Below are 15,627 nucleotides of genomic sequence, written 5' to 3' on the forward strand. Positions count from 1 at the left end.
AACAACTCATGATCAAACTGAGCGGCCTCACCAAGGCGTTCGATGACAATGTAGTGCTCAACAGCATCGATCTGGAGGTCAAGAAGGGGGAGATTGTGGTCATCATCGGCCCCTCCGGCACCGGTAAATCAACCCTGTTGCGCTGCCTGAATCTGCTGGAGACGCCGGATGCCGGCGCGCTTGCCATCGACGATCTGCGGCTGGATCTGGCCAATGCCAGCGAGCAGCAGGCCATCGAGCTGCGCAAGCGCGCCTCCTTCGTGTTCCAGAACTACGCCCTGTTCGCCAACAAGACGGCGCTGGACAACATTGCCGAGGGGCTGATCACCGTCTGGAAGCAACCCAAGGCGGAGGCGCGAGCCACCGCACTCGGCATCCTCAAGGACATCGGCCTCGCCGACAAGCGGGATGCCTATCCGGCGTCGCTGTCCGGCGGCCAGCAGCAGCGTGTAGGCATAGGTCGTGCCATGGCGGCGCACTCCAAGGTGATCCTGTTCGATGAACCCACCTCGGCGCTCGATCCCGAATGGGTCGATGAGGTGTTGGGGCTGATGAAACTGCTCGCCAGCCAGCACCAGACCATGGTGGTGGTGACCCACGAGATCGAGTTTGCCCGTGATGTCGCCGATCGGGTGATCTTCATGGAAGGGGGCCGGATCGTGGAGCAGGGCCCACCGAGCCAGATATTGGTCGATCCGCAGGATCCCCGCACCCGGGAATTCCTGCGCAAAGTGCTTAAATAGCTCTCTCTTTGGCGGCCTTGCCGCCTTTTTTCTTGGAGGATCCTTGTTTAACCCCGGGTTGCCAGTATAATTCGGGGCCCTTGATCCTCCGGATCCTGTCAGCTTTCACGGCCTCTTTCATGAGTTCGGTGCAAGATGAGGGGTGCGGCGGATTGACGAGAAGCCGAACTCTGTTTAGAATTCGGCCTCTTTTGCTAGTCGTCACACGCTATAGCTGGCGCGTCGGCTCAGTGTGACAATCAAAACTGTACAGAAATACGGAATCTAATCATGAGTAAACGTACTTTTCAGCCGTCCAACCTGAAGCGCAAGCGCTCTCACGGTTTCCGCGCTCGCATGGCTACTGCCAACGGTCGCAAGGTTCTGGCCGCTCGTCGTGCCAAGGGTCGTGCCCGCCTGGTAGTCTAATGCCTACCCAGCACACCTTCTCTCGGGAGTTACGTCTGTTAACTCCCGAACACTTCAAACGCGTTTTCGCCGAGCCTGTCCGGGCCGCTTCGCCGCAAATTACACTTCTTGCTTGCCCCAACACCCTCGAACACCCCCGTCTTGGCCTCGCTGTGCCCAAAAAAGCACTCAAGCGTGCGGTCTGGCGCAACCGTGTCAAACGAGTGGTACGGGAAAGCTTCCGTCTCAATCAGGCCAACCTGCCCGCTATCGACATCGTCGTCATAGCCAAAGGCGGCATCAAAGAGATGGATAACGAGGAGTTGTTCAAGTTACTGGAAAAGCTATGGCGCACTCTGTCACGCCGTTGCAATGGGTAGCTATCAAACTGATACGCCTGTATCAGCTAATCATTAGTCCCCTGCTCGGGCCACGCTGCCGTTTCACTCCGACTTGTTCCCAATTTGCGATAGAAGCCATCCGACTTCACGGTTTCATAAAAGGCGTTTGGTTAGCTAGCAAACGTCTATTAAAATGCCATCCCTTATCCGAGGGTGGTTATGACCCGGTTCCGCAACCAAAGCGAAGAAACTGAAGACTATGGAATCACAACGCAATTTACTTCTGATCGGTTTGCTGTTCGTGAGCTTCTTGCTCTGGCAACAGTGGGAGTCCGACAAGGCTCCGAAGCCGGCCCCGGTTACCGTGGCCCAAACCGAACATTTCGTGCCTGAAGCCGGTCAGACCGGTGATATTCCCCAGGTTTCCGAGCAAGCCAACGCCACCGCCGCACGCAAGCTTGTCACCGTCTCCTCCGACGTGCTCAAGCTGACCCTGGATACCCAGGGTGGTGACATCGTCTCTGCCGAACTGCTGGCCCACAAGCTGGAAGAAGGCAAGGAACAGGCGTTCACGCTGCTGACCAGCCAACCTGCGCACATCTATGTTGCCCAGAGTGGTCTGGTGGGTCGCGATGGCCCGGACAGCCAGCCCCAGGGTCGTCCCACCTATGAAGCCGCCCAGACCAGCTATCAGCTGGCCGACGGTCAGGATCAAGTCGTGGTGCCCATGACCTGGACCGACAGCAAGGGCGTGGTCTTCACCAAGGAATTCGTGCTCAAGCGCGGTGACTATGCGATTGGCGTCGATTACAAGATCGACAACAAATCCGCCGAGCCGGTCCAGGTGCAGTTCTATGGTCAGCTGAAGCAGACCGTGACCACACCGAAGGATCAGGAAGGTCATGCCATGGTGGCCAGCGCCTACCGTGGTGGCGCCTTCTCCAGCGAAGACACCCGCTACAAGAAGTACACCTTCGACGAGATGAAGGATGCCGACCTGAACAAGACCACCAAAGGTGGTTGGGTCGCCATGCTGCAACACTACTTCGTCTCTGCCTGGGCACCGAATGCCGACGACAACAACAGCTTCTACAGCCGCGTGATCCCGGGTAAAGACCAGGCCATCATCGGCTACAAGGCGCCGCTGGTTGACGTGGCCGCCGGCCAGCAAGCCGAAGTGGGCAGCAAGCTGTGGGTCGGTCCCAAGCTGCAAGACCAGATGGCCAAGGTGGCAAACCACCTCGACCTGACTGTCGACTACGGCTGGCTCTGGTTCATCGCCCAACCGCTGCACTGGCTGCTGACCGTGTTCCACGGTTTCGTCCAGAACTGGGGTGTGGCCATCATCATGCTGACCCTGCTGGTTCGCGGCATCATGTTCCCGCTGACCAAGGCCCAGTACACCTCCATGGCCAAGATGCGCATGCTGCAGCCCAAGCTGGCCGCGCTCAAGGAACGCTTCGGTGACGATCGCCAGAAGATGTCCCAGGGCATGATGGAGCTGTACAAGAAGGAGAAGGTCAACCCGCTCGGTGGCTGTCTGCCGATCCTGGTGCAGATGCCGATCTTCATCGCCCTCTACTGGGCACTGATGGAATCGGTTGAGCTGCGTCATGCGCCGTTCGCCCTGTGGATCACCGACCTGTCGGTGAAGGACCCCTTCTTCGTGCTGCCGATCCTCATGGGTGCCTCCATGTGGTATCTGCAGAAGATGAGCCCGACCACCATCACCGACCCGATGCAGCAGAAAGTGATGCAGTTCATGCCGATCATCTTCACCTTCATGTTCCTCTGGTTCCCGGCTGGTCTGACCCTGTACTGGCTGGTGAGTAACGTCATCTCCATCACCCAGCAGACCATCATCTATCGTCAGCTGGAGAAGAAAGGCCTGCACACCCGCAGCTAATCTTCCCCGATGACAAAAGAGGCGGCCTTCGGGCCGCCTTTTTTATTACAATGTCCGCAATCACCGAACAGACGAGTCAAGCAAATGACAACAGATACAATAGTGGCTCAGGCCACCGCTCCCGGCCGGGGTGGCGTCGGCATAGTCCGGGTCTCGGGCCCCGCCGCCGAGCGGGTCGCCGAAGCCGTGCTCGGCAGGCTCCCCCGAGTGCGTTATGCCGAATATCTGCCGTTCAACGATGAGCAGGGCCAGCCACTGGATCAGGGCATAGCCCTGCTGTTCAAGGCCCCCAACAGCTTCACCGGCGAAGACGTGCTGGAACTGCAGGGTCACGGCGGCCCCGTCATCCTGGACATGCTGATCCGCCGCATCCTGCAGATCGAGGGCATCCGCCCCGCTCGCCCCGGCGAGTTCAGCGAACGCGCCTTCCTCAACGACAAGCTGGATCTGGCCCAGGCCGAGGCCATCGCCGATCTGATCGAAGCCTCCAGCGAGCAGGCCGCTCGCAGCGCCATGCACTCCCTGCAGGGCCAGTTCTCCGGCAAGATCCAGCAACTGGTGGAGAGTCTCACCCGGTTGCGGATCTATGTGGAGGCCGCCATCGACTTCCCGGACGAGGAGATCGATTTTCTCTCCGACGGCAAGGTGGCCGGCGATCTGTACGCCATCATGGACGAGCTGGATGCCGTGCGCGGGGAAGCCAAGCAGGGCGCCCTGCTGCGGGAGGGGATGAAGGTGGTGATCGCCGGTCGTCCCAACGCCGGCAAGTCGAGCCTGCTCAACGCCCTGGCCGGGCGCGAGTCCGCCATCGTCACCGAGATCGCCGGTACCACCCGTGACGTGCTGCGCGAGCACATCCACCTGGATGGCATGCCGCTGCACATCATCGACACCGCCGGCCTGCGCGACACCCAGGACAAGGTGGAACAGATCGGCATAGAGCGCGCCTGGGCCGAGATAGAGCAGGCCGATCGGGTGCTGTTCATGGTGGATGGCACAACGACAAACGCCATAGACCCCCACGAGATCTGGCCGGAATTTGTTGATCGGTTGCCAAAAAACATCGGCCTCACCGTGGTGCGCAACAAGGCCGATCTGACCGGCGAAGATCTGGCACCGAGCCAGGAGCTGGGTCACGCCGTCTACCGCATCTCCGCCAAGACCGAGCTGGGGCTGCCCGCCCTGCGCGAGCACCTCAAGGCCTGCATGGGCTTCCAGGGCAACACCGAGGGCGGCTTCATGGCCCGTCGTCGCCACCTGGATGCGCTGGAACGCGCCGCCGAGCGGCTGCTGGTGGCCAAGGAGCAGCTCGAGGTCTATGTCGCCGGCGAGCTGGTGGCCGAGGAACTGCGCCTGGCGCAGGAGTCCTTGAGCGAGATCACCGGTGAGTTCAGCTCGGACGATCTGCTGGGTCGCATTTTCTCCAGTTTTTGTATTGGTAAATAGGTTTTTTTAGTACAAACACCCACTAAAAATAAGAAAACTTGTCATCGATGCTGCCCAATCAGGCGGGGTCGATGACAAGTTGAGTGACACACTCCTCCCCCCACACACGGCAGGGCCATGACCGACATTCGCAAGCTGGATCTGAATCTGCTCAAGGCATTCGATGCCTTGCTCGACGAGCGCAGCGTGACCCTGGCGGCTGCCCGGCTCTCCCTGACCCAGCCCGCGGTCAGCGGCATGCTGACCCGGCTGCGGGACAACTTCGACGATCCCCTGTTCGTGCGCACCGCCCGTGGCGTGGTGCCGACCCAGCGGGCGCTGGAGCTGGCCCCCACCCTCAAGCGGGTGCTTGGCGACATCCAGCTCATGCTGCAACCCAGCCACTTCGATCCGGCGACGGCCACCTTGCGCTGGTCGGTGGCCGCCACCGACTATGCGCTGCAAGCCGTGCTGCTCCCTTTCCTGCGGGAACTGCGCCAGCAGGCCCCCGGCATCCAGGTCGTCGCTCATCCGATCGATGATCAGTCGGTCTACGGCCAGCTGGAGCGCGGGGAGCTGGATCTGGCCCTGATGACCCCGGACTCCACCCCGGGCAACCTGCATCTACGCCCCCTCTATCAGGAGGAGTACGTCTGCGTGGTGCGGGAGGGACACCCGGTCACCCGGGAAGGAGAGCTGTCGCTGGAGAGCTTCTGCGCCCTGGACCACGGGCTGGTCTCCTACAGCGGCGGCGGTTTGACCGGGGTGACCGATCAGGCCCTGGCGGCCTTGGGGCGAGAGCGCAGGGTGGCCCTCTCGGTCCCAAGCTTCCTGATCCTGATGGAGGTGCTGCGCAGCAGCGATCTGGTGGCCATGATGCCGCGCCGCCTGATTTCCCGAGAGCTGGGACTGGCCGAGCTGCAGATCCCGCTCACCGTGCCCGGCTTCACCAAGTCGATGGCCTGGCATGAGCGCACCCACAAGGATCCGGCCCAGTGCTGGCTGCGGCAGCTGATCCAGACCACCAGCCAAGCCAGTTAACAAAAAGGCGCCGATAGGCGCCTTTTTCATGGGATCAACTCGGGCGATAACGCTCGAGCCAATGGGCATAGGGGGCGGGCAACACCCAGGAGGGGCGCTCGATGCCAAGGGCGAGGGCCGCCTGATAGGGCCAGTGGGGGTTGGCCAGATGGACCCGGCCAATCATCACCAGATCCAGCAGCCCGTCCGCCACGGTCGCCTCGGCGTTGTGGGGATTGTCGATGCCCCAGGAGGAGGCCACCGGCAGGCCGGTCTCCTGGCGCACCCGCCCGGCGATCGGCGCGAGGAAGGCCGGCCCCCAGGGGATTTGGGTATCCGGGGTGGAGAAGCCCATGCTGACGCTCAGCATGTCGAGCCCGGCCTCTCCCATGGCCTTGGCCAGGGCGATGGACTCCTGCAGCGTCTCCTCATCCCGGCCATCGTATTCGATCACGCCAAAGCGGGCAGTCAACGGCAGCCGCTCCGGCCAGACCGCACGCACCGCCCCCAGGGTCTCCAGCAGGAAGCGGCTACGGCCGTGCCAGTCGCCACCGTATTCATCCTCGCGCCGGTTGGCATGCACCGAGAAGAAGCTCTGGGCTAGATAGCCGTGAGCGAAGTGCAGCTCCAGCCACTCGAAACCGGCCTTCTTCGCTCGCTTGGCGGCGGCGGCAAAGTCGGCCTGCACCCTGGTGATATCCGCCAAGCTCATGGCCCGCGGCATCCGAGACAACTGCTGGCCGAAGGGAATGGCAGAGGGAGAGAGGATCTCCCAGCCGCGGGGATCCTCGGCGGCGATATGATCATCCCCTTCCCACGGCTTGTTGGCGTTGGCCTTGCGGCCGGCATGGGCGATCTGGATGCCGGGGACGGCGCCCGCCGCCTTGATGGCACTGGCTATCCTGGCCAGCTCGCTGGCCTGCTCATCGTTCCACAGCCCCAGACAGGCCGGGCTGATGCGCCCCTCAGGGGAGACGGCGGTCGCCTCGACGATCACCAGCCCCGCGCCCCCCCGGGCCAGGTTGGCGTAGTGGGACAGGTGCCACTCGTTGGCGAGCCCGTCGGTCGCGCTGTATTGGCACATGGGGGGCACGGCGATGCGGTTGCGAAGGGTCACATCCTTGAGGGTAAAGGGGGTGAACAGAGCAGACATGGTTTCTCCTGATGCAACTGATGGCTGGCACAGCCAAAAAAGAAGATCATCATGCAAAAAGCCGGGGCACAATAGCAAAGCGCCATTACTGATGACTCCCATCAGCAGGATCAATATCAGCGAGACGCCGTGCCCTGCACCCAAGATATTAATATTAATAATATGAAACATACTAAATGACGATTTTACTTATATCACCGTTTTTCCCATCCTAGGGCCATCCACGGCGGCCCCGCCAGGGTCACCGCCCCCCGTCTGCATGAGGAAAAAGAGATGAACGAGATCGTCTGGCCAGAGGGCTACCTACCCGGATTGACCGATAACTTCGCCTCCAATGAGGTTATCGTGGCCAACCTCAAGGTGGCCGATGTCTGGCCCCTGCTGAACACCCCTGCCCTGTGGCCCGGTTACTACCCCAACTCCGCCAACATCCGCATTCATGATGGCAAAGGGCCAGCGCTGGCCAAGGGGGTGCGTTTCTACTTCGAAACCTTCGGCTTCCCGGTCGATGCCAGGGTCGTCGAGCATCAGCCCCCTGCAGCGGGTCAGCCGGCACAGATTGCCTGGCATGGCTGGGCCGGAGAGGAAGGCAGCGATGAGCGGCTCGACGTACACCATGCCTGGCTGCTGGAGGAGCTGTCACACAACCGGTTGCGGATCCTGACCCAGGAGACCCAACGAGGCAAACCGGCCCAGACCCTGGCGATCGCCGAGCCAAACCCCATGATAAATGGCCATGATCAGTGGCTTAAGGGATTGATTGCTGCTGCCAGGGCAAGCAAAAGCAGTTAAAAATAAAGCGGGATGGCCATGCCATCCCGCTTTCTGCTCGCTCATTGTCCAACGTCGCCCGGCGGCCAGACCTGTTAGAGGCGACGCAGGCACCACATGAAGTAAGCGCCCCCTAACAGGGTGGAAACCAGCCCGACCGGCACTTCTTGCGGGAACAGGACTTGCTGACCTATCCAATCCGCCGAGACCATCAACAAGGCACCGCACCCCGCCGCCCCGAGCAGGTGCCAGCGCGCCCGCACCAGCCCCATCAGCTTGGCCATGTGCGGCGCCAGCAGGCCGGCGAAGGAGAGCGGGCCTATCACCATGGTCGCACTGGCGGTCAGCACGGCCACCAGCAGCAGGATGACGAGCTGGGCGCGGCTCAGCCGAATGCCGAGCGCCGTCGCCACCGCCGGCCCCATCGGCATCAGATCGAGCCAGCGGCTCACCAGCAGACAGACCCCCAGCATCAGCAGCGCCAGCACCGCCAGCGCCACGGCCACCGGTTGGGTGACGTAATAGGTGGAGCCGGACATCCAGGAGAGCAGTTGTTGCACCCGCAGATCGCCGTTGGCCAGCGCGATGGCCTGCAGCGGCTCGAACAGCGCCGTGATGGCGATGCCGGACAGCAAAATTCGCTCAGGCTGGAAGCCATGCTTGCGGTTGATCAGCACCAGTAGCAGCAGGCAGCCAAAGGCGCCCACCAGCCCACCCAACAGCATCATGGGGAGCGGCAAAGCCGGCAACAGCAAGGCCGTCGCAATCACCCCCATGAAGGTGCCACCGCTCACCCCCAGCAGCTCCGGGCTCGCCATGGGGTTGTTGCTGACGCGCTGCAGCAGGGTACCCGCCAGCGCCAGCAGCACGCCGGCCGCACCGGCCGCCAGGGTGCGCGGCAGACGCCACTCCAGCTGGGCCTGCCATCTGAGCCAGCTCGGCCAGTCCCAGCCGTGCATCCCCTGCCCGAACAACAGGGAGGCCAGCATGGCTACCAGCAGCGCGGCCACCAGCAAGCCGATGAAGCGGGCCGGTGCCGGATGCCGCTCCACCACCAGTCCGCTGGCCGATTTAGGCGTCGACGACTTGAAGGTGAGGCGCGGGATCAGCCAGAGCAGCAGCGGCGCCCCCAGCAGGGCCGTCATGGCACCGGTCGGGATCAGCACGGGCCAGAAGCGGGTCAGGGATTGCAGCAGCAGATCGGTGGCCGCCAGCAGCAGAGCCCCCAGCACGGGCGCCCACAGCAGGCGCAGGCCGAGCCGCCTCACCCCCAGCATCCGCACCATGACGGGGGCCGCCAGCCCGATGAAACCGATGAGCCCTACCACGCTCACCACGCAAGCCGTGATGAAGACCGAGAGACCGAGACCGGCGAAGCGCAGGTGCTTGAGAGAAACCCCCAGGCTGCGGGCACTGGCATCATCCAGCTCCAGCACCGCCAGGGGACGGGTCAGCAGCGCCGCCAGCACGCAGGCCACCAGCAGCCGTGGCAACAGGTAGCCGACACCACTCCAGCTGGTCTGGGCCAATGAGCCGCTGCCCCACACCAGCAGGCCCTTGAGTTCCTCCTGGAAGAACAGCAAGAGTCCCAGGCTGATGGCAGCGAGGTAAAGGTTGATCACCAGGCCCGCGAACACGATGACCACGGGGTTGAGCTGACGACGCCAGGCCAGGGCAAACACCAGCCCCATGGCGAGGCTCCCCCCCAGCATGGCGATCCACTCTCGCCCGATCAGCAGCCAGCTCGGGGCAAACAAGGTCACTACCATCAATGCCAGCTGGGCACCTGAGGCAACCCCCAGGGTGGTAGGGGATGCGAGCGGATTGCGCAACACCTGCTGCATCAGGGTGCCGGCCAGGCCGAGGGCGGCGCCGGCCAGCAGGCAGATCGCCAGCCTCGGCAACCAGCTGAAGTGGATCACCGCCTGGCGGGCATCGTCCAGTTGTGGCGAGAACAGGGCCTGCCACCAGAGTGCCTGCGGCAGCTGGTGGGCCAGATCCCAGCCGGCCAGCGCGCCGATGAGCAACAGCAGGAAGAGGCCGGGTCGCAGCAGGGAGGTGGGAAGAATAGCGTTCATTGGGCGGCCCCCTTGACGGTCACCTGGGTCGCCGGATCGGAGGACAGTTCCTCCTGCAAGGTGCCACTCAGCAGATCGGCGAAGCGACGGGCGGCGAGCAGGCCGCCGAAGCTCCAGACGGCGGGCAGATGCAACACCTTGCCCTGCTTCACCAGGGGTAGATGCTGCCACAACCCCGGCTCCTGCAGACGCTCGTTCACCCCGACCGGGATGGGATCGACCACCACCAGCCGAGCCTGTGGCAGGGCCAGAAACTGCTCAAGGCTGACCACCGAGAAGCCCCAGGCATTGGTCTCCCCCTGCCAGGCGTTGCGCAGCCCCAGCCGGTTCATCACCGCCTCGAACAGGCTGTGACGGCCAAACACCCGCACATGGCGCTCGTCGATAAACTGCACCAGCAACAAGGGCGGCAGATCGGCGGGCAAACTTGCCTTCATCTGTGCCAGATCCTGCTCCAGCACGGCGAGCTGACGCTCGGCCTCGGCGGTTCTATTCACCAGCGCGGCTATGGTCAGGGTCGCCTCGTGCAGCCGTTGCCACAGGTCGGTATCGGGTTCATAGAGGGCGATGGACTGCACAGGTGCGATGCGGGACAGGGTCGGCTCCAGCGACGCCATCAGCGGCGAGATGAGGATAAGATCGGGTTTGAGCTCCGCCAGCAACTCGCGGTTGGGTTGCATGCGCAGGCCTATGTCCACCACCTCGGCGGGCAGCCTGGGCTCGCCCACCCAGGCACGGTAGGACTCCACATCCCCCATGGCCAGCGGGGTCACGCCAAGGGCCAGCAGGGTTTCCGCAATGGTCCAGTCGACGGTGGCGATGCGGGGCACGGCCAGGTGCTCGCCAGACCGAGCTGTATCGCCGACGACAGTGTTACTCGCCGGGCCAGCCTGCAACGCCAGCGGCGCCAACAGGCAGAGCAACCACCCCGCCTTTTTCAATGAAGATCTCAAGATAACGAACCTTGTCTAAACGATGGCGATGGCATGGTCATGGGCCGGATGGCGAATGACCTCCATGGGGATGCCATACATGGGGTGCAGGGTCTCGCCGGTTTGTCGTGATATGGGGACAAATAACTCATCGGGATAACAAACCTTGTCTAAACGATGGCGATGGCGTGGTCATGGGCCGGATGGCGAATGACCTCCATGGGGATGCCATAGATGGCGTGCAAGGTCTCGCTGGTCATGATCTGCGCCGGCTCGCCATGGGTCAGCAGCCGGCCGCTGTGCAGCGCCACCAACCGATCGCAGAAGCGGGAGGCCATGTTGATGTCGTGAATGACGATGATGACCCCGAGGTTGAGCTGGCGACTCAACCGCTTGATGAGCGTGAGCACCTCCACCTGATGGGCCACGTCCAGCGCGGCCAGCGGCTCATCCAGCAGGATGAAGCGGCTCTCCTGAGCCAGCAGCATGGCCAGCCAGACCCGCCCCCGCTCGCCACCGGACAGGGTATCCACCAGCCGATCGGCGAAGCGCTCGGTATGGGTGAGGGCGATGGCCTTGTCGACCTGGTTGTGATCCTCCTCCCCCATGCGGCCCAGCAGGCCACGCCAGGGGTAGCGACCCATCTCCACCAGCTCCCGGCCGAGCAGATTCTCGGCGCTCGGCAGATGCTGGGGCAGATAGGCGACCTGGCGGGCAAAATCCCGGTTGCCCCACTCCGACAGCGGCTTGTCGTCGAACAGGATCTCGCCAGCACTCAGCGGTTGCTGGCGGGCCAGCAGCTTGAGCAGTGTGGATTTGCCGGAGCCGTTGTGGCCGATGAGGCCATAGACCCGGCCCTGTTCGAAACGCAAGCTGGTGGGTTGCAGCAGCTGACGGTCGTTCACCGCAAAGCTGGCGGATTTCATCTCAAACATGATTCATTCCTGTACTGAAGGGGGCAGGCTCTCACCTCCCCCTTGCGGCCGGTGTCAGACCGGCACCTCGCTATCCAGATGGGCGACGGCATCCTGACTGACCCGTTCGCGCCGTTCGCCAACCAGCTCGGTGAGCTGGCCCTGGCGCATCTCCAGCAGGCGATCGGCCTGGGCGAAGTAGAGATCGTCGTGGCTGATGGCGATCACCGTCTTGCCCATCTCCTTGAGCCGCGGCAGCAGCACCTGATAGAAGATGCGGCGGAACTGGGGATCCTGATCCGCGGCCCACTCGTCAAACAGCATGATCTCGCGTTGCTCCGCCAGCGCCAGCAGCAGGGCGACCCGCTTGCGTTGACCCTGGGAGAGCTCGATGTCGGCGATGAAATCATCCTCGATACGCAACTTGCTGCCCATCTGCAGCCGATCCAGCCACTCGGCGATCAGTGCCTGCTTCGGCTCTGGCCCAAGCAGGTGCTGGAACAGGTGATAGTCGGTGAAGATGGCGGAGAACAGCGCCAGATAAGCGTTGCGATCGGCGATGGGCTCGCCATCCAGCAGGATCCGGCCCGAGACCGGCTGATAGAGGCCGGTCAGCAGCATGGCCAGAGTCGACTTGCCGGAGCCGTTGCCACCGATTATGAAGATCTGCTCCCCTTTCTCGATGGTGAGATTGACCGGACCCACGACGAAACCGCCCTCTCCCTGATAGTGGAAGCTCACTTCCTCCAGCTGGATACGCTGCCAGGCATGGGGGGCCGGCGGCAACGGGAAGGCGGGATCCGGCTCTGCCAGGGTCAGGGTCGCTATCTTGTCGAACGCCACCTGAGCGGCGATCAGGGTCGGCAAGGCACCTATGCCCTGCAATAGAGGGGTCCGCAGGAACAGCAGAGTCAGGGCGAAGGTGGCGGCCACATTGGTGTTGGCCCAGCCCAGACCGTTGGCCAGGAAGAACACCAGACCGATGGCCCCCAGCATCATGATGTTCGACCAGTTCACCGCGCTCAGGTGATAGGTGTCGGCACGGATGATGTGCTGGCGATAGTCGATTGCGTTCTGCTCATAGAGCCGGTGGTAGACGAAGTGAGCCCGCTCGCGATTGAGCGCCAGCTCCTTGCTGCCGGCGATGATGGCCTGATAGTTCTGATAGAGCTTGTCTTCGGCCTGCCGCATGCGGGACAGGTGGCGATAGACCCGGTTCACCAGCAGCCAGCCCACCACCATGGTGAAGGTGACCCAGAGTGCGGTGACGCCGAGCAGGGCCGGCGACAGCCAGCCGAGGTAGAGGGTGGAGCCGAGGGTGAGCACCAGCCCCTGCACCAGCTCCGGCAGACGCACGAAGGCGATGGTGATCTGGCCGATGTCGCTGGAGAGGGAAGCCAGCAGCGGCCCCTGCCCTATCTGGCGAATGCGGGCGACATCGGTATCCAGCAGTTGCTTGAGCAGACGACCACGCAGGTGATAGACGAAATGATGGCCGAGGGTGGTCAGCGCGAGCTGGGAGCCCAGAGTGATCACCAGCAGCAGCAGAATAAGGCCGATCAGCTGGCCAAGGACCGATAAGGGATCCCCAACTGATTCGATAAGAGATTGATTGATAAAGGCAATGACGCCAATCCCGCTGACGGCACTGAGCAGGCTGAGCAGGGTAATGACGATAAAGGGCCAACGATATTGGCGGTAAACGAGTGACAAGAGTTCCATGACAGGCCTGTGTACAAAAAGAAGGAGGGCGGGAGCTTGAGGCTCCCGCCCGGCCTGTATCTTACCAGCGGTAGTTGACGGTGCCGACTATGCTGCGCGGCTCACCGTAGTAGCAGTAGTAATCACAGCTCGCTACATAGGTGTCGTCCAGCAGGTTGTTGACATTGAGCTGGGCACGCCAGTTCTTGGCAAAATCATACCCGATCATCGCATCCCACACCGTCTGGGCCGGCACCTGAGCCGAACCATAGATGGGGTTGTAGTTGGCATCCACGGCGCCGATACCGACACTGGAGCCGATGTAACGCACCCCGGTACCGACTTCCAGCCCGGAGACAGGACCCTGCTGCACCTTGTAGTTGCCCCAGAAGGAGGCTTGGTGGCGCGGGATCAGACTGGCCTGGCGATCGCCATTGCCGGTATCGTTGGTCTTGGCGTCTGTGTAGGTATAAGCCGCGGTCAGGCGCAGTGCAGCGGTCGCCTGCACGCTCCCTTCCAGCTCGACCCCCTGGGAAGTCACTTTACCGGCCTGGGTCTGCTGGCCGGAACCGGTGGAGACCAGGGAGTTGGTCTGCTCCAGATCGAACAGCGCCAGGTTGATGTAACCATCGAGGAAGCTCGGCGCATACTTGATGCCGGTCTCATACAACTTGCCTTCCAGCGGCTTGTAGGAGCTGCCGGTATTGGGGTCGATCCCCGCCAGCACTTCGAACGACTCCGCATAGGTGAAGTAAGGAGAGAGGCCGTTGTCGGCCAGATACATCAGGCTGCCGGAGAGCGAGAGGTTGTCGTCGTACTGTTTCTCGTCCTTGCTCTTGGCTTCGCTGATGTTGTGGGTTTCCACATAGTCGAAGCGACCACCGCCGGTCAGCAGCCAGCGATCATCCCAGCGGATCTGGTGCTGGGCATAGATGCCGGTCTGGCCCTTGGTGCTCTTCTGATAGGTGGCGGTGGACTCATCGAAGCCGGGGAAGCCGCTGTAATCCGGGTTCATGGTATCGATGGATCCCATGGCGTAGTTGTCGGCCTCGACCCCTTCATTCACGTGACGCTGCAGATCGATCCCCATCAGCAGGGTCTGCTCGGTGCGATCCGTGTTCCAGTAACCCACCATCTGGTTGTCCATGGTGGCACTCTTGGTGTCGCCATCACGGTAGATCAGACCACGGTAGGCGGTGGTGCCCTGATAGGTCGGGAAGATATAGGTCTGGCGCAGCAACAGATCGTTGTAGTTGAAGCGGACGTTCTGCTTGAACTCCCAGGTCTGGCTGATCTGGTGGGCCAGCTCGTAACCGGCGGAGATCTGGGTGTTGCGGTTACGATCGTAATCCGGCTGACTCAGGTTGGTGCTGGGATCGATCTGGCCACCGGAGGTGTCCAGGGTTCCGTAGACGGGGAAGAAGCCGTTGGTGGGCACCCCTTCATCATGCAGGAAGCTGCCCAGCAGGGTCAGGCTGGTGCGATCCGAAATATCCAGGGTCACGCTCGGTGCCAGATAGGTTCGCTCGTTATAGGTGCCATCCAGCACGCCGTCCCGCTCTTTATAGAGCGCAACCATGCGATAGCGGCTGTTTTCGGTCAGCTCGTCGGAGAAATCGACCCCGACCTGACGCAGATCCCGGTTCCCCAGTTGCAGATTGACCAGGCCTTGAGGGGTCTCGGTGGGGTGCTTGCTGATGGAGTTGATCACGCCGCCGGGAGGCGCCTCACCGTAGAGGATGGAGGCCGGTCCCTTCAGCAATTCCACGCTTTCCATGCCAAACGGCTCGGGCGTCCAGACATAGTAACCGGTGCTGAACAGGCGGTTGCCATCCAGATAGGAGGCGGCATCGAAGCCACGGACCTTGAACCAGTCGGTGTTGTTGTCAGAGCCATAGAGGCCGGTGAGCACACCCGCGCGATAACGCACGGACTCGTCGAGCTGCTGCACGGCGTGCTGATCCAGCTCCTCACGGTTGACCACGGAGACGGCGCGGGGCGTCTCGGCCATGGGCACTTCAATCTTCATGGCGGTACCGGTCACCACCATGGTTTCGTTTGTTTTAGCCTGCTCTTTCTCTGTTTGTTCCGCAGCCAGAACCGGCAGCCCTACCAGCAAACAGGAGAGCGGCAACAGCTGTGCAGCCCTCTTTCGTACCACTGCATTGGGGGTATTTTTATGCGCAATCATATTAAGTGTCTCAAATATCAATGAGTTATATGTTGGTTTCTTATTATTGGCGCCCAAACTGCCGG

14 protein-coding genes are annotated in these 15,627 nt (G+C 62.2%); 8 read left to right on the top strand and 6 right to left on the bottom strand.

Annotated elements, in window-relative coordinates; translation table 11 throughout:
* Positions 1–8 precede the first annotated feature (8 nt).
* The 7 genes from ACZ9IL_RS17720 (at position 9) to ACZ9IL_RS17750 (ending at position 5,843) form a co-directional block, all read left to right on the top strand.
* The gene (locus ACZ9IL_RS17720) at positions 9–743 is read left to right on the top strand and encodes an amino acid ABC transporter ATP-binding protein (RefSeq protein ID WP_476004650.1); all 735 of its coding nucleotides are present in this window, start codon (positions 9–11) and stop codon (positions 741–743) included.
* A gap of 270 nt (positions 744–1,013) precedes the next feature.
* Positions 1,014–1,151 (top strand): 50S ribosomal protein L34, encoded by a 138-nt coding sequence (rpmH, locus tag ACZ9IL_RS17725; protein WP_033129679.1) that lies wholly within the window; start codon positions 1,014–1,016, stop codon positions 1,149–1,151.
* Positions 1,151–1,510 carry a ribonuclease P protein component gene (gene rnpA, locus ACZ9IL_RS17730; protein WP_476004651.1) on the top strand — a complete coding sequence of 120 codons (360 nt, stop codon included), beginning with the start codon at positions 1,151–1,153 and terminating at the stop codon, positions 1,508–1,510. Before rpmH ends, rnpA begins: the two co-directional genes overlap by 1 nt.
* The gene (gene yidD, locus ACZ9IL_RS17735) at positions 1,477–1,725 is read left to right on the top strand and encodes a membrane protein insertion efficiency factor YidD (protein ID WP_010672280.1); all 249 of its coding nucleotides are present in this window, start codon (positions 1,477–1,479) and stop codon (positions 1,723–1,725) included. Before rnpA ends, yidD begins: the two co-directional genes overlap by 34 nt.
* 5 nt (positions 1,726–1,730) lie before the next feature.
* Positions 1,731–3,377 carry a membrane protein insertase YidC gene (gene yidC / locus ACZ9IL_RS17740; protein WP_476004652.1) on the top strand — a complete coding sequence of 549 codons (1,647 nt, stop codon included), beginning with the start codon at positions 1,731–1,733 and terminating at the stop codon, positions 3,375–3,377.
* 84 nt (positions 3,378–3,461) lie between these two features.
* A complete protein-coding gene (mnmE, locus tag ACZ9IL_RS17745) occupies positions 3,462–4,823 on the top strand; it encodes a tRNA uridine-5-carboxymethylaminomethyl(34) synthesis GTPase MnmE (protein WP_476004653.1) in 1,362 nt (453 codons plus the stop codon).
* A gap of 117 nt (positions 4,824–4,940) precedes the next feature.
* Entirely contained in the window at positions 4,941–5,843 is a 903-nt protein-coding gene (locus ACZ9IL_RS17750) for a LysR family transcriptional regulator (protein WP_476004654.1), read from the top strand.
* A 34-nt stretch (positions 5,844–5,877) separates the two neighbouring features.
* On the opposite strand, the gene ACZ9IL_RS17755 is transcribed toward ACZ9IL_RS17750, so the two are convergent.
* Positions 5,878–6,975 (bottom strand): NADH:flavin oxidoreductase/NADH oxidase, encoded by a 1,098-nt coding sequence (locus ACZ9IL_RS17755; RefSeq protein ID WP_476004655.1) that lies wholly within the window; start codon positions 6,973–6,975, stop codon positions 5,878–5,880.
* A gap of 273 nt (positions 6,976–7,248) precedes the next feature.
* On the opposite strand from ACZ9IL_RS17755, the gene ACZ9IL_RS17760 reads away from it, so the two are divergent.
* Positions 7,249–7,767 (top strand): SRPBCC family protein, encoded by a 519-nt coding sequence (locus ACZ9IL_RS17760; RefSeq protein WP_476004656.1) that lies wholly within the window; start codon positions 7,249–7,251, stop codon positions 7,765–7,767.
* A gap of 74 nt (positions 7,768–7,841) precedes the next feature.
* On the opposite strand, the gene fhuB is transcribed toward ACZ9IL_RS17760, so the two are convergent.
* The 5 genes from fhuB to ACZ9IL_RS17785 form a co-directional block, all read right to left on the bottom strand.
* Positions 7,842–9,824 carry a Fe(3+)-hydroxamate ABC transporter permease FhuB gene (fhuB, locus tag ACZ9IL_RS17765; protein WP_476004657.1) on the bottom strand — a complete coding sequence of 661 codons (1,983 nt, stop codon included), beginning with the start codon at positions 9,822–9,824 and terminating at the stop codon, positions 7,842–7,844.
* Positions 9,821–10,777 carry an ABC transporter substrate-binding protein gene (locus tag ACZ9IL_RS17770; RefSeq protein WP_476004658.1) on the bottom strand — a complete coding sequence of 319 codons (957 nt, stop codon included), beginning with the start codon at positions 10,775–10,777 and terminating at the stop codon, positions 9,821–9,823. Before ACZ9IL_RS17770 ends, fhuB begins: the two co-directional genes overlap by 4 nt.
* A 149-nt stretch (positions 10,778–10,926) precedes the next feature.
* Positions 10,927–11,691 carry an ATP-binding cassette domain-containing protein gene (locus ACZ9IL_RS17775; protein ID WP_476004659.1) on the bottom strand — a complete coding sequence of 255 codons (765 nt, stop codon included), beginning with the start codon at positions 11,689–11,691 and terminating at the stop codon, positions 10,927–10,929.
* A gap of 54 nt (positions 11,692–11,745) precedes the next feature.
* Entirely contained in the window at positions 11,746–13,392 is a 1,647-nt protein-coding gene (locus ACZ9IL_RS17780; protein ID WP_476004660.1) for a multidrug ABC transporter permease/ATP-binding protein, read from the bottom strand.
* Between the two features lie 61 nt (positions 13,393–13,453).
* A complete protein-coding gene (locus tag ACZ9IL_RS17785) occupies positions 13,454–15,562 on the bottom strand; it encodes a TonB-dependent siderophore receptor (RefSeq protein WP_476004661.1) in 2,109 nt (702 codons plus the stop codon).
* Positions 15,563–15,627 lie beyond the last annotated feature (65 nt).

The sequence above is a fragment of the Aeromonas sp. TECH754 genome (assembly GCF_056279295.1).

Bases quoted from the DNA above. Each gene is read 5' to 3' on its own strand.
- ACZ9IL_RS17720 (WP_476004650.1), top strand. From the start codon at position 9: ATGATCAAACTGAGCGGCCTCACCAAGGCGTTCGATGACAATGTAGTG.
- rpmH (WP_033129679.1), top strand. From the start codon at position 1,014: ATGAGTAAACGTACTTTTCAGCCGTCCAACCTGAAGCGCAAGCGCTCT.
- rnpA (WP_476004651.1), top strand. From the start codon at position 1,151: ATGCCTACCCAGCACACCTTCTCTCGGGAGTTACGTCTGTTAACTCCC.
- yidD (WP_010672280.1), top strand. From the start codon at position 1,477: ATGGCGCACTCTGTCACGCCGTTGCAATGGGTAGCTATCAAACTGATA.
- yidC (WP_476004652.1), top strand. From the start codon at position 1,731: ATGGAATCACAACGCAATTTACTTCTGATCGGTTTGCTGTTCGTGAGC.
- mnmE (WP_476004653.1), top strand. From the start codon at position 3,462: ATGACAACAGATACAATAGTGGCTCAGGCCACCGCTCCCGGCCGGGGT.
- ACZ9IL_RS17750 (WP_476004654.1), top strand. From the start codon at position 4,941: ATGACCGACATTCGCAAGCTGGATCTGAATCTGCTCAAGGCATTCGAT.
- ACZ9IL_RS17755 (WP_476004655.1), bottom strand. From the start codon at position 6,975: ATGTCTGCTCTGTTCACCCCCTTTACCCTCAAGGATGTGACCCTTCGC.
- ACZ9IL_RS17760 (WP_476004656.1), top strand. From the start codon at position 7,249: ATGAACGAGATCGTCTGGCCAGAGGGCTACCTACCCGGATTGACCGAT.
- fhuB (WP_476004657.1), bottom strand. From the start codon at position 9,824: ATGAACGCTATTCTTCCCACCTCCCTGCTGCGACCCGGCCTCTTCCTG.
- ACZ9IL_RS17775 (WP_476004659.1), bottom strand. From the start codon at position 11,691: ATGTTTGAGATGAAATCCGCCAGCTTTGCGGTGAACGACCGTCAGCTG.
- ACZ9IL_RS17780 (WP_476004660.1), bottom strand. From the start codon at position 13,392: ATGGAACTCTTGTCACTCGTTTACCGCCAATATCGTTGGCCCTTTATC.
- ACZ9IL_RS17785 (WP_476004661.1), bottom strand. From the start codon at position 15,562: ATGATTGCGCATAAAAATACCCCCAATGCAGTGGTACGAAAGAGGGCT.